The organism is Herbaspirillum sp. FG34, assembly GCF_057809315.1.
Map to the genome: position 1 here is coordinate 194,459 of NZ_JBMDJS010000007.1, position 12,557 is coordinate 207,015.

11 protein-coding genes are annotated in these 12,557 nt (G+C 62.4%); 7 read left to right on the forward strand and 4 right to left on the reverse strand.

The window, feature by feature from the left end:
- Positions 1–58: 58 nt before the first annotated feature.
- Positions 59–856 carry a MetQ/NlpA family ABC transporter substrate-binding protein gene (locus ACODSZ_RS11465; protein WP_008325958.1) on the forward strand — a complete coding sequence of 266 codons (798 nt, stop codon included), beginning with the start codon at positions 59–61 and terminating at the stop codon, positions 854–856.
- A gap of 152 nt (positions 857–1,008) precedes the next feature.
- Here ACODSZ_RS11465 and ylqF read toward each other — a convergent pair whose 3' ends face one another.
- Together ylqF and ACODSZ_RS11475 are read right to left on the reverse strand one after the other, a co-directional pair.
- Positions 1,009–1,965 carry a ribosome biogenesis GTPase YlqF gene (gene ylqF, locus ACODSZ_RS11470; RefSeq protein ID WP_488927613.1) on the reverse strand — a complete coding sequence of 319 codons (957 nt, stop codon included), beginning with the start codon at positions 1,963–1,965 and terminating at the stop codon, positions 1,009–1,011.
- A gap of 139 nt (positions 1,966–2,104) precedes the next feature.
- Positions 2,105–3,535: an MFS transporter gene (locus tag ACODSZ_RS11475; RefSeq protein ID WP_488927614.1), complete on the reverse strand. Its 1,431-nt coding sequence runs from the start codon at positions 3,533–3,535 to the stop codon at positions 2,105–2,107.
- Positions 3,536–3,726: 191 nt separating this feature from the next.
- On the opposite strand from ACODSZ_RS11475, the gene ACODSZ_RS11480 reads away from it, so the two are divergent.
- Positions 3,727–4,626: a LysR family transcriptional regulator gene (locus ACODSZ_RS11480; protein ID WP_488927615.1), complete on the forward strand. Its 900-nt coding sequence runs from the start codon at positions 3,727–3,729 to the stop codon at positions 4,624–4,626.
- Positions 4,627–4,726: 100 nt separating this feature from the next.
- Here the strand turns inward: ACODSZ_RS11480 and ACODSZ_RS11485 are convergent, their stop codons facing one another.
- The gene (locus ACODSZ_RS11485) at positions 4,727–5,668 is read right to left on the reverse strand and encodes a histone deacetylase family protein (protein WP_488927616.1); all 942 of its coding nucleotides are present in this window, start codon (positions 5,666–5,668) and stop codon (positions 4,727–4,729) included.
- A 205-nt stretch (positions 5,669–5,873) separates the two neighbouring features.
- On the opposite strand from ACODSZ_RS11485, the gene mltB reads away from it, so the two are divergent.
- The 3 genes from mltB to ACODSZ_RS11500 all read left to right on the forward strand — a co-directional run bounded on the left by mltB (position 5,874) and on the right by ACODSZ_RS11500 (position 10,506).
- Positions 5,874–7,037, forward strand: a complete 1,164-nt coding sequence (gene mltB / locus ACODSZ_RS11490) for a lytic murein transglycosylase B (protein ID WP_175342823.1) — start codon at positions 5,874–5,876, stop codon at positions 7,035–7,037.
- A gap of 102 nt (positions 7,038–7,139) precedes the next feature.
- Positions 7,140–9,311 carry a TonB-dependent siderophore receptor gene (locus ACODSZ_RS11495; RefSeq protein WP_488927617.1) on the forward strand — a complete coding sequence of 724 codons (2,172 nt, stop codon included), beginning with the start codon at positions 7,140–7,142 and terminating at the stop codon, positions 9,309–9,311.
- A gap of 22 nt (positions 9,312–9,333) precedes the next feature.
- The gene (locus ACODSZ_RS11500) at positions 9,334–10,506 is read left to right on the forward strand and encodes a phosphotransferase enzyme family protein (protein WP_488927618.1); all 1,173 of its coding nucleotides are present in this window, start codon (positions 9,334–9,336) and stop codon (positions 10,504–10,506) included.
- Positions 10,507–10,588: 82 nt separating this feature from the next.
- Here the strand turns inward: ACODSZ_RS11500 and ACODSZ_RS11505 are convergent, their stop codons facing one another.
- On the reverse strand, positions 10,589–11,131 hold the full coding sequence (locus tag ACODSZ_RS11505; protein ID WP_008325943.1) for a YaeQ family protein: 543 nt from the start codon (positions 11,129–11,131) through the stop codon (positions 10,589–10,591).
- A gap of 132 nt (positions 11,132–11,263) precedes the next feature.
- On the opposite strand from ACODSZ_RS11505, the gene ACODSZ_RS11510 reads away from it, so the two are divergent.
- Both ACODSZ_RS11510 and ACODSZ_RS11515 read left to right on the forward strand, forming a co-directional pair.
- On the forward strand, positions 11,264–11,863 hold the full coding sequence (locus tag ACODSZ_RS11510; protein ID WP_488927619.1) for a DUF1415 domain-containing protein: 600 nt from the start codon (positions 11,264–11,266) through the stop codon (positions 11,861–11,863).
- Positions 11,864–12,198: 335 nt separating this feature from the next.
- A complete protein-coding gene (locus tag ACODSZ_RS11515; RefSeq protein WP_008325939.1) occupies positions 12,199–12,552 on the forward strand; it encodes a hypothetical protein in 354 nt (117 codons plus the stop codon).
- Positions 12,553–12,557: the final 5 nt, after the last annotated feature.

Sequence of the window (12,557 nt, forward strand, 5' to 3'; positions counted from 1 at the left end):
CAATCTCTACAAAAACGGCAGCTATCTGCTGCCCACCTCAAAGCTCGAAAGGAAAGTCATGAAGCGTCGTCAGTTGATTCAATTCATCGCCGGTCTGGGTCTGGCCGCCGGCCTGATCTCGGCCCCGGCCATGGCCGAAGACCAGATCAAGATGGGTGTGACCGCCGGTCCCCACGCCGAGATCATGGAACAGGTCAAGAAGCTGCTCGAAAAAGACGGCGTGAAGATGAAGGTCATCGAATTCACCGACTACATCCAGCCCAACGCCGCCCTGGCCGCCGGTGACCTGGACGCCAACTCCTACCAGCACCAGCCCTACCTGGATGCGCAGATCAAGGACCGTGGCTACAAGTTCGTCAGCGTTGGCAGCACCATCACCTTCCCGATGGGCGTGTACTCCAAGAAGATCAAGTCGCTCAACGACCTCAAGCCGGGCGCTCGCGTGGGTGTGCCCAACGATCCTACCAACGGTGGCCGTGCCCTGCTGGTGTTGCAGGCCAAGGGCGTGATCAAGCTCAAAGCCGATGCCGGTCTGAAGGCCACCCCGCTGGATATCGTCGAGAACCCCAAGAAGATCAAGATCGTCGAGCTGGATGCTGCGCAACTGCCGCGTTCGCTGGATGACTTCGACGCTGCCGTCATCAACGGCAACTACGCTGAATCGGCCGGCCTGTCCCCGACCAAGGATTCGATCGCCGTGGAAGCCTCCACCGGTCCCTACGTCAACGTGATCGCCGTGCGCGCTGCCGACAAGGACAAGCCTTGGGTCGCCAAGCTGGTCAAGGCTTATCACAGCCCGGAAGTGAAGAAGTTCGTGCTGGAAAAGTACAAGGGTTCCGTGATCACCTCCTGGTAATCCGCCACGCCTCACTTGCCTGCATCAACGAAAAGGCCAGCTCATCGAGCTGGCCTTTTTCATTGAGCGGGAATTGGTGGCTTGCCGGTGATCCCCAAAAACTTAGTTTCTGAAATCCGCTTTCTAAGTTTTCCGCAGAGCAAAACTTAGATTCAGCGCCCCCGGTGATCCGGAGCGTCTCGCCAGTCATAGTCCTCGTCGTCTTCCTCTTCATCCTCGGCCTGCAGGGCCTCAGGATTGTCGGTGGACCGATACGTCGCCAGCAGCTCGGCACGCGACTGCGGTGTCTCCAGCGAGATGCGACCCAATGCACCGCTACGATAATCCTGCAGGAAGGTATGGGCGGCCTTCTCGAAATCGAAGTCGCCTCCCTTGAGACGAAAACCGCGCTTGGCCGCCACACCCTCCACCACCGCCACGCCATCCATGCCGTCAGTATTGAAGCCATACCGTGCCTTGAGCAGTTGCGGATAACGCTGCAGCAGCAGGTCGGCCAGAAAGGTCGCCACTTCCTCTTCGATGAGGGCATTGCTGCCCACCGCATGGCTGGCCGCCAGCATGAGACCATCGCTGGGATGCTCGATCTTGGGCCAGAGCATGCCGGGGGTATCGGTGAGCACCATGTTGTTGCCGAGATAGAGCCGCTGCTGCGTCTTGGTCACGGCCGGTTCATCACCGACGGCGGCCACGCGCTTTTTCAGCAGCGCATTCATCAGGGTCGACTTGCCCACGTTGGGGATGCCCATGATCATCATGCGCAGCGGCTTCAGGGCAGTGCCGCGATGCGGTGCCACCTGGATGGCCAGCTTGGGCACGCGCGCCACGTCCGAGGGCTTCTTGCAGGACAGCGCCACGGCAGTCACGCCCTTCTGGCTGTTGTAGAAGTCGATCCAGGCTTGCGTAGCCACCGGGTCGGCCATGTCGGTCTTGTTCAAGATCTTCAGGCAGGGACGCTGGCGCGCATTGCGCAACTGCTCGATCATGGGATTGCAGCTGGCCTGCGGCAGGCGGGCATCGACCACTTCGATGACCATATCGACTTTTTCCATGCTCTCCGCGGCCTTGCGGCGGGCGGAGTTCATGTGACCGGGGAACCATTGGATGGACATGCGGAGCTTCTTTCTGATGCGTATTTCGTGAAGGCGCTATTTTACGGCCCTGCCCCGCCAAACCCTAACAAATCCCCAAGAAAACGGCCTGCCGCGCACAAGTCGGGGCAGGCCATTGGACAGGGAACAACACCCGCACTCACGCGCGCCGGGTCACCCATTGCTCCTTGACAACGCCCACAAAGCGCCACACCAGCCACAAGGCGACGCCGTAGGCCAGCGCCATCACGCCGAAGGCCAGCGGATTGCGCAGACTCCAGCCCTGAACGCTGTGCAGGATCGCGCCCATCAAGGCCACGCCGACCAGCGCACCGATCTGGCGATTGGCATTGAGTGCCGCCGCCGCGCTGTTGGCATGGGCCTTGCCGGCCACCTGCATGACCACCGTGGTCATGGCGGGAATGGCCGTACTGATACCCAGGTTGGCCGCCGCGCACACCAGGGCCAGCAGCCAGTAAGGCGTCTCGGGACGGAAAACCATCGCCACGGCGGTAAAGACCGTGCCCACCGACAGCCCCAGCAGCAGCGGTACACGCGGCCCCCAGTGGGCGGCCATGCGGCCCGACATCAGATTGCCGAAGAAGATCACCGCCATCATCGGCACCAGCTGCAAGCCGGTCTGCAGCGCATCCGCGCCCCTGCCCTGCTGCAGGAACAGCGCGAGATAGAAGAGGTTGCCATAGACCCCGAAGTTGATCAGGAACCCGATACCATTGGCCGCCGCAAACTGCGGCGTGGCAAACAGCGCCTTGGGCAACAGCGGCGCAATGCCGCGCAGTTCATGCCGCACCAGCGCCACCGCAGCCAGCACCGCCACCGCCAGCGCAGCCAGGATGCGCGGCGAGGTCCAGCCATACACCGGTCCCTGGATCAGGACGAAGGACAGCCCGGCCAGCATGATCACGCCCGCCAGATGGCTGTAGAGGTGCAGTGCGCGGGCATGGCCGACCACCTGCGGAATGAACCTGCGCGCCATCAGCAAACCCAAGAGGCCCACCGGCACGTTGATGAGGAACACGCTGCGCCAGCCCAGCCAGTGGATCAGCACACCGCCCAGCAGCGGCCCGGCAGCAGCAGCCAGGCCGACAGTCGCCGACCAGACGCCCAGCATGCGGGCACGCACACGGTCATCCTCATAGACGTGCGTGAGCAGGCTCAGCGAACTGGGCATGAAGAAGGCCGCGCCCAAGCCCTGCAGCAGACGTGCCGCGATCAGGAAGGGAGCATTGGGCGCGGCCCCGCACAGCAGCGAGGCCAGCACGAACAGGAACAGGCCGGTCAGGTACAACCGGCGCGCCCCGAAGCGATCAGCCAGAGCACCCCCCACCAGCAGCATGGCAGCGAAGGTCAGCGTGTAGCCGTCGACGATCCACACCAGCATCGACAATGGCGCATCCAGACTGGTGGAGATATTGGACAGCCCGACGTTGACCACCGTCACGTCCAGCATGGCCATGACGAAACCGATGGCCAGCGCCACCAGCGGCAGCATGCCGGCATGCGGGGTGGCACGGGCAATGGGAGGTACCAGCACCGAGGCTGGCGCACGAGGGCATTGTGTGGAAGACATGGCAACAGAACTTTCTGCACGCACGGTGCGAGGGAGAACCGCAAACCCGCGACCGGAAACGCCGGGGCGGGGTTCAATGGGGCAGATTCTAGGCTTGGACAGTGATGCAATAAAGAGGTATAAGATCAGCACGCTGATGCAAATTTGCATCAGGCCATCACTTACCTCCCCTCTTGCAGCAAAGGCACATCATGGATTGGGACAACGCCCGCATCTTCCTGGCCATCTATCGCGTGGGCACCTTGCGCGGGGCCGCCGAACAGCTGGAGATCGACCAGGCCACTGTGGGCCGCCGCCTGGCCGCCCTGGAAAGCTCGCTGGGAGCGCGCCTGTTCCTGCGCACGCCCAGCGGCTACGTACCGACCCCGGCGGGCGAGCTGGCCGCTGCGGCGGCCAACCAGATGGAGCAAGGTGCGGAACAACTGCAACGGCAGATGCAGGGCATGGACGAACGCCTGTGCGGCGTGGTGCGGCTGGCGGCCACCGACATTACGGCGCGCCATTTCCTGTTACCGGCCTTGCACCGGCTGCGCCAGGAGCATCCGAAAATCCGCGTGGTGCTCTCGACTTCCACCCAGATCACCAACCTCACCAAACGCGAAGCCGACATTGCCGTGCGCACCCTGCGGCCGGATGCGCCAGACCTGATCGCGCGCCATCTCAAGCGGCTGCATACCGGCATGTATGCCTCGAAAGCCTATGTGAAAAAGCGCGGACTGCCCGATCCCGGTACGGGCCTCAAGGGACATGACGTAGTGATCTATCCGCGCAGCGTCTCGCCCAGCAAGTCCGAGCAGATCTGCGGCGAATCCATCGCCCACGCCAGCGTGGCCATGGAAGTGAGCACCGGCCTGGTCATGTATGACAGTCTGCAAGCGGGTTTCGGCATTGGCGAACTACCCACCCACGTGGGCGACAAGGCCAGCGGCCTGGTGCGCATCTGGCCGCAGCGCGCCGTGCCTTACGACATGTGGCTGGTGCTGCACAGCGACCTGAACCGCACGGCGCGGGTGCGGGCGGTGGCCGATGCGATCATTGCGGCGTATGAGGCGTATGAGGCGTATGAGGCGTATGAGCCTGCCGAGGTTTGATGAAGAATCCGGCATGCGGCCTGTGCATAAAACAAGGCGCGAAAAAAACCTTGGTTTTTATCGCGCCATTTCTTGAAACCGCCTGTGGAAAATCCAACGTTCATTCCAGGTCGGCCAAGACCTTCAGGTGCGCCACCACGCTGCGCCCCAGCGCCGAGAGGTTGTAGCCACCTTCCAGGCAACTGACGATACGGCCCTTGGCATACTGGTCGGCGATCTTCATGATCTGCCGCGTCATCCAGGCGTAGTCCGCTTCCACCAGGCCCATCTGGCCCATGTCATCCTCGCGGTGGGCATCGAAGCCGGCCGAGATGAAGATCATCTGCGGCTGGTGCGCATGCAGCGCCGGCAGCCATTTCTCGTTCACCAGCTGGCGCACCGTATTGCCATCGGAATAGGCCGGCACCGGCACGTTGACGATGTGCGACTCGGTCGGCCCGTCGCCCGAGAAGGGATAGAAGGGATGCTGGAAGAAGCTCACCATGAGCACCCGGGGATCATGGGCAAAGATATCCTCGGTGCCATTGCCGTGATGCACGTCGAAATCGATCACCGCCACCCGTTCCAGTCCATGCACCTCCAGGGCATGGCGCGCGGCCAGGGCCACGTTGTTGAACAGGCAGAAGCCCATGGCCTTGTCGTGGGTGGCATGGTGGCCGGGCGGACGCACCGCGCAAAAGGCATTGTCCAGCTCCCCGGCCAGCACCGCATCGGTGGCGGCCACTGCCGCACCAGCTGCGCGCAGAGCGGCTTTCCAGCTGTGCTGGTTGAGCAGGGTGTCGCCATCAACCGAATGATAGGACTGGCCCGACAGGCTCAAGGCATGGCTGTGCTCGCGCACGTAGTCGACGGCCGCGGCCGTATGCACGCGTTCCAGTTCGGCCGGATCGGCCAGCGGGGCTTCGCGGCGGTCGAGGAACTGATCGATGCGGCTCAGGATCAGCTGGTCCTCGATGGCCTCCAGACGAGCGGGGGTCTCGGGGTGCCAGTCCCCCATTTCATGGCGCTGGCAATCGGCGTGCGTATAGATGGCGGTGGTCATTCTTGCTCTTGTTGCGATCTTGTTGCGATGATATTGCCACCCGGCAAACATCCTGCCAGCCGGGTTGTCTCCTTGGGCTAGTGTACATTGGCTGTCGCTGATCGTGGTCAAAGCCTGCTCACGCGCATGCACCGGCATGGGGCGGGGTGGCCGATGCGGTATACTTGGCCGCTTGTCTGGCCTCCCCCTGCTGCTCATCCCGCTCATGCCCATCTCCCTGCCTCGCCTGACCGCCCTCGTTTCCTCCCTGCTCATTGCCACATTGTGTGCCCTGCCGATGACCGCGCAGGCGCAGGACGGCAAGTCTGTGGAAAAGAAAAACCAGAAAAAGGCTGTGGATAAAACACACAAGAAACCGGCAGAGAAAAAAAACAAGCCGCAAGCCAGGAAGAAAATCGCCACCGATGAACAGGGCGAGTTCGTCAACTTCAATGAATGGAAGGACGTGGCCCGCTTCATGGATGAAATGGTGGACCGCAACCATTTCCAGCGCAGCGATCTCAATGCGCTCTTCGCGCAGACCCGCTACGTGGACAGCGCCATCCAGCTCATCAAGCCGGCCCCCGTGACCAAGCCCAAGAACTGGACGGCCTACCGCGCCCGCTTCGTGGAACCGGTGCGCATCAATGCCGGGGTCGATTTCTGGAACACCTATGGCGTGGCCCTGGCGCGCGCCGAGGCGCAGTATGGCGTGCCGATGGAAATCATCGTCGGCATCATCGGCGTGGAAACGGTCTATGGCCGCAACACCGGCAACTTCCGCGTCATGGATGCGCTGACCACGCTGGCCTTCGATTATCCCAACACGGCCAACCGCGATGCCCGCATGGCCTTCTTCCGGGGCGAACTGGAAAACACCCTGCTGCTGGCCCGCGAGGCCGGCATCGATCCGATGTCCTTGCGCGGCTCCTATGCCGGCGCCATCGGCTGGCCGCAGTTCATGCCGGGCAGCATCCGCGAATATGCGGTGGACTTCGATGGCGACGGCAAGATCGATCTGCGCAATTCTCCGGTGGACGCCATCGGCAGCGTGGCGCACTATCTGGCCGTCCATGGCTGGCAGCGCGGTGAGCCGGTGGCCTTCCCGGTGCAGGTCTCCAGCGACAACCGCCAGTGGGAAGCCATGCTCAACCAGGGCCTGGAAGCCAAGTACACCGCCGACGAGCTGCATGCCGCCGGCATCTCCACGCCGCCCCTGCCGGCGGGCATGCGCTTTGGCCTGGTGGACCTGCAGAACGGCACCGGTCCCACCGAGTACTGGATCGCCACCAACAACTTCTATGCCATCACGCAGTACAATCGCAGCTACTTCTATGCGATGTCGGTGGCCGACCTCGGTCGTGCCGTTGCCACGGCACGCAACCGCTGACCTTCCGTCCTGCCCTGATTGCCCTGATTGCCCTGACTACCCTGTTGATGAGGGAGCGCGCACGGCGTGCTCCTGCTGCTTCCCTTCCACGATAGAACCACGATGAAACGCATTGCACCCCTGGCCTCCACGCTGATGCTGACGCTGGCCGGCACCTCGCTGAGCCTCTCGGCCACCGTCCGCGCAGCCGATGTCGGCGACGACAAGGGCGACTCCCTGCCCACCGTCAACGTCACCGCCAGCGGCACCGGCAAAGACGACGGCCGGGCACGTTCGGCTGCCGTGGCCGGTTTCGACGATGCACCGCTGATCGACACGCCGGCCTCGGTGGCCGTGGTCACCGCCGCGCAGATGCAGGACCAGCAATCGCGCCTGCTCTCGGATGTGGTCAAGAACGATGCCTCCATCAACGAGAACTATGCCCCGGTCGGTTACTACGAGAACTTCAGCATCCGCGGCATCACGCTGGACCCGGCCAGCGCCTATCGCATCGACGGCCTCACCGTGGCCGGCGAGCAGACCGTCGCACTGGAGAACAAGGAGCGCGTCGAATTCCTCAAGGGTGTGGCCGGCCTGCAGGCCGGTGTGAGCAGCGCGGGCGGCATCGTCAACTACGTCACCAAGCGTCCGGCCGATGTGCGTTCGATCACGCTGGGGACGGACTCCTACGGATCGCGCTATCTGGCCACCGACCTCGGTGCACTCTTCGGACCGCAGAAGCAGTTCGGCCTGCGCATCAATGCCGCGCACGAAGACATCCACTCCTACGTCAACAATGGCGATGGCTGGCGCGACTTCGCTTCGCTCTCGGCGACCTGGGCGCTGTCGTCGAAGACGCTGGTGCAGTTCGACGCCGAATACCAGCAGAAGGCCCAGCATTCGGTGGCCGGTTACCAGTTGCTGGGCGGCACCACGCTGCCCTCGGGCGTCTCGCCCCAGACCATGCTGACGCCGCAATCGTGGGCGCAGCCGGTGCGTGACAGCTCGCTGAACTACCGCCTGCGGGTGGATACCGATCTCAATGCCGACTGGCATGCTTACGTGCAGGCCGGGCGCAGCCGGGCAGTCATCGACGATAATCTGGCCTTCCCGTATGGCAGCGGTGGCGGGGCTTCTTCAAGCTTTGCCGCCAATGGCGATTTCGACGTGTACGACTATCGCGTACCCGATGACGAACGCCGCAATGACGAGGCGCAGGCCGTCATGACCGGCAAGTTCGCCACCGGCTGGCTCAAGCATGAGCTGACCATGGGGATGGCCATGTCGCGCCGGGTGGTGGATAAATCGGATGGCATCAGCGTACTGGTCGGCAGTGGCAACATCTATTCCGGCACCCCGGCACTGGCCCCGGCCACCGATGTCCCCGGCCCGGCATATCGCAATCTGGACAGTCGCCAGAAGGCGCTCTTCTTCAGCGACCGACTGCTCTTGTCCGAGCACTGGCAAGCCATTGCCGGAGGCCGTCAGGTGTGGCTCAACGAACAGGCCTTCGCCTCCGATGGCAGCGTCACCCGCACCACCTCGCGCAATCTGTTCCTGCCGCAACTGGCCTTGATCTTCAAGCCCATGCACAAGCTCTCGCTCTACGGCAGCTATGCCGAGACGCTCACGCTGGGGACCTCGGCGCCGTTCTGGGTCAGCAACTTCCCGACCACGCTGCCGCCGTCGGTGGCACGTCAGCTGGAAGCCGGCGTCAAATACGATGTCTCGCCGGATCTGGCCCTGACCGCGGCCCTGTTCCGTATCCGCAAAGCCTATGAGTATCAGCAACCGGACAACAGCAGCAGCGGTTTCACCTACGTCCAGCAAGGTCGGCAGACCAACACCGGACTGGAGCTCGGCGCCAGCGGCAAGCTCAGCGCGCGCCTGTCGGTGGGTGCCAGCGTGACGGCCACCCGTGCCCGTGCCAGCGACACCGGTACGGCCGCCTATGACGACCGGCAGGTCGTGAACGTGCCGCGCCTGCGCAGCAGCGTCTATGCCGACTATGCCCTGCCGGGGGTGGAGGGCGTGAACCTCATGGGCAGCTGGCTCTACAGCGCCAGCAAGCCCGCCACCCGCGATGGCAGCGTGAACCTGCCGGCCGTGCACGTCTTCAATGCCGGCCTGCGCTACCGGCTGCGCATTGGCGGCCACACGGCCACCCTGCGCGCCAATGTGGACAACGTCTTCGACAAGCGTTACTGGAAAGATGCCGGCCAGTACCTGGGCGACGGCTACGTCCACCTGGGCGCACCGCGCACGGCGCGCCTGTCCTTGCAATATGATTTCTGATTTGCTGTTCTGCTGAAAGCCCATGGACGCCGCTTCCCATCACCTCACCCGCGTCATCAGCCACGGCATGGGCGTGGAGCCTGTCATCTCCGACTGGCCCGCGCTGACCTCGGCCGAGGTAGCGCGCGTGCTGCGCCACTATCCCGGCGTGGGTCAGCCGCTGCGACTGGAATGGCACAGCCCGCGCCCGTTCTCGGCAGCCTGCGTGATGCAGACCGAGAGCGGCCCCATCATCGTCAAACGCCATCACGCGCGCGTACGCGATGTAACGGCGCTGGCCGAAGAACATCGCTTCGTGGCGCACCTGAAGGCGCGCGGCCTGCCGGTCAGCAGCGCACTGACCACCACCGACGGCGCCACTGCGCTGGCCGACGATTACTGGACCTATGAAGTCTTTCCGCTGGCGCCGGGAGTGGATCTGTATCGCGAGGCGATGTCATGGACGCCTTTCACCAGCTGCACCCATGCGCATTCGGCGGGTCAGATGCTGGCCCGTCTGCACCAGGCCTCTGCCGGTTACGATGCCCCGGCAAGACCGGCGCGGCCGCTGGTGTCGAGCTTCACGATCTTCTCGCAGGAAGATCCGGTGCGTCCGCTGCAGCACTACATCGAGCAGCGCCCGGCCATTGCGGAATATCTGGAAAACCGCCCGTGGCGTGGCGAAGTGGCGCAGCACCTGCTGCCCTGGCATGCCGCACTCAAACCCTATCTGGATGAATTCGTCCCGCTGTGGACGCACAACGACTGGCACGCCTCCAACCTGCTGTGGACCGATGCCACCGATCAGGCCAGGGTACAAACCGTGCTCGACTTCGGTTTGTGTGACCGTACCTGTGCGCTGCACGACCTGGCCACGGCCATCGAGCGCAACATCGTCGAATGGCTGGCCATCCCGCAGCGCGCCGTGCAGCTGGTGCATCTGGATCTGCTCGATGCGATGCTCGACGGCTATGCCGCCACGCTGCCCCTGAGCGCGCGCCAGGTACGCGCGCTGGCGGCACTGCTGCCGCTGGTCCATGCGGAGTTCGCGCTGGCCGAGCTGGATTATTTCCATGGCGTCACGCAGTCGCCCCAAAATGCCTCGCTGGCCTATGACACCTACTTCCTCGGCCATGCCGACTGGTTCCACTCTGACGAGGGACAGCGCTTGCTGTCGCATCTGGAACAGCGGGCACAGGGGCTGGCAAAGACCTAAGTTTTTTCTGGCTGCACATTAAGAAAACGCGACCGCAAAACTTAGTTTTTTGGTCGCGCCGGATGCCAGACGAAGCAGAGGATCAGGAAAAGTCCTTGATCGTCTGCGGTTCGATCAGCACCATGTTTTCATTGGCGCCCAGCCAGATCTGTCCATCCTGAATCGTGCATTGCAGCTGCATGGTGCGCTGGGCCAGTGCGGCCAGCGCCTGGCTGGCCTCGGCGGGGATGTTGACGACCTTGAGATTCCTGGCGCGGTCGACGCGGCTGCCGGTCTGGTTCCACCAGATGTGGGAGGTGCTGCTGTAGCTGTACACCAGGACCTGTTGCGCGCGGCCACAGGCCTTGAGGATGGCGCGGTCGTCCGGTTGCCCGACCTCGATCCACAGCTCGATGGCACCGGTCAGGTCCTTCTGCCAGAGGTCCGGCTCGTCGGTATCGGACAGGCCCTTGCCGAAGGCCAGCGCCTCGCTGGCATGCAGAGCGAAGGCCAGCACGCGGATCATCATGCGCTCATCGGTCTCGGAGGGATGGCGGGCGATGGTCAGTGCGTGCTGCTGGTAATAGTGCCGATCCATGTCGGAGATCTGCAGGTCGGCCTTGAAGATGGTGGATTTGAGCGCCATGGGAATCTGTTCGTGCAAAGGAAAGGCAAGCGCGCGTGGCGGGCCGCCGTCAAAGGTTGGCAAGCATAGCCGATCTGGCGCGGCTGTGGGCGATTGTGGTGAGCTCCTGGTAGTGCGTGCGACAATGCCGCTATGAGCACTTCTTCACCTTCTCCCGCTTCCCTTCCGTCCTCTCCCGCTGACGCAGAGGTCGTCGCGCTCACGCGCGCCTGGCTGGAACAGGCCGTGATCGGCTTGAACCTGTGTCCTTTTGCCAAGTCGGTCCATGTGAAGAATCAGGTCCGCTACCGCGTCAGCCGGCACCAGGATTGGAATGAACTTTCAGTTGATCTGGAACAAGAACTGAGTTTTCTGGCAAAGGCCGACCCGGAACAGGTCGACACGACCCTCTTCATCATGCCGCTCGCATTAGCCGATTTTGTCGAGTACAACGATTTCCTGGACTGGGCCGATCGCCTGCTGGAAAGGCTGGGGCTGGAGGGCGAGCTGCAGATTGCCAGCTTCCATCCGGACTACCAGTTTGCCGATGCCGAGGCCGACGATATCGAGAACTACAGCAATCGCTCGCCTTTTCCCATCCTCCATCTGTTGCGAGAAAGCAGCATCGACCGGGCGGTCGCCGCCTACCCCGATGCGGCAGCGATCTTTGAGAAAAACATGGCTACCTTGCGCAATCTGGGCCTAAGTGGCTGGAATATGCTGCCATTTGTCGTATCAAAAGAACAACGCTAGCAAATGGGCAAAAAATCCTGTTAATATCTGTTACAAATTCGAAAATGAGTTTCTGCAACTATTGTGGACTAGAATTTTCTGACTGCATGAAAAATGTGCAATTATTTCTATATAGACATAGAATTATTGTTGTGCTGCTCCAAGCGCACTGGGTCAGAGAACAGAGAATTAGATAAGTGTTGTTTTGAAGCCGTTCTTTGATAGGGCTTTCGATATCTTGCAGAAAAAGGCAACGCCTTCTCGGATAACGTCAGTCGCGTTTTGCAGTTTTACAAACAATTAATGCATAGGCGCACAGCCTTCCACAAACATCTGCATAATGGAACGTCCCGATCATGACTACCCACGATACTGCTGAATCCAACTCGATCTCCGATCAAGTCAACTACGATCCCAACCACCTGCTCGATGCGCTGATCGAAAAGCTGCATCTGAAGAACGATGCGGCCCTGTCCCGCGCGCTGGAAGTGGCGCCGCCGGTGATCAGCAAGATCCGTCACCGTCGCTTGCCGGTGGGCGCATCGCTGCTCATTCGCATGCACGAGGTGAGCGAACTGTCGATTCGTGAACTGCGCGAACTGATGGGCGACCGTCGCGAGAAATTCCGCATCAGCGACAAGCAGTTCAAGCCGAAGCCAGGCGCAGCGCCGGGCGCACCGGCACCGAGCGGCAGCGGCATGCCGGAATGACACGG

Excerpts from the sequence above, each read along its gene's own strand:
- ACODSZ_RS11480 (WP_488927615.1), top strand. The coding sequence starts at position 3,727 with ATGGATTGGGACAACGCCCGCATCTTCCTGGCCATCTATCGCGTGGGC.
- ACODSZ_RS11465 (WP_008325958.1), top strand. The coding sequence starts at position 59 with ATGAAGCGTCGTCAGTTGATTCAATTCATCGCCGGTCTGGGTCTGGCC.
- ACODSZ_RS11505 (WP_008325943.1), bottom strand. The coding sequence starts at position 11,131 with ATGGCGCTCAAATCCACCATCTTCAAGGCCGACCTGCAGATCTCCGAC.
- ACODSZ_RS11500 (WP_488927618.1), top strand. The coding sequence starts at position 9,334 with ATGGACGCCGCTTCCCATCACCTCACCCGCGTCATCAGCCACGGCATG.
- ACODSZ_RS11475 (WP_488927614.1), bottom strand. The coding sequence starts at position 3,535 with ATGTCTTCCACACAATGCCCTCGTGCGCCAGCCTCGGTGCTGGTACCT.
- ylqF (WP_488927613.1), bottom strand. The coding sequence starts at position 1,965 with ATGTCCATCCAATGGTTCCCCGGTCACATGAACTCCGCCCGCCGCAAG.
- ACODSZ_RS11485 (WP_488927616.1), bottom strand. The coding sequence starts at position 5,668 with ATGACCACCGCCATCTATACGCACGCCGATTGCCAGCGCCATGAAATG.
- ACODSZ_RS11515 (WP_008325939.1), top strand. The coding sequence starts at position 12,199 with ATGACTACCCACGATACTGCTGAATCCAACTCGATCTCCGATCAAGTC.
- ACODSZ_RS11495 (WP_488927617.1), top strand. The coding sequence starts at position 7,140 with ATGAAACGCATTGCACCCCTGGCCTCCACGCTGATGCTGACGCTGGCC.
- ACODSZ_RS11510 (WP_488927619.1), top strand. The coding sequence starts at position 11,264 with ATGAGCACTTCTTCACCTTCTCCCGCTTCCCTTCCGTCCTCTCCCGCT.
- mltB (WP_175342823.1), top strand. The coding sequence starts at position 5,874 with ATGCCCATCTCCCTGCCTCGCCTGACCGCCCTCGTTTCCTCCCTGCTC.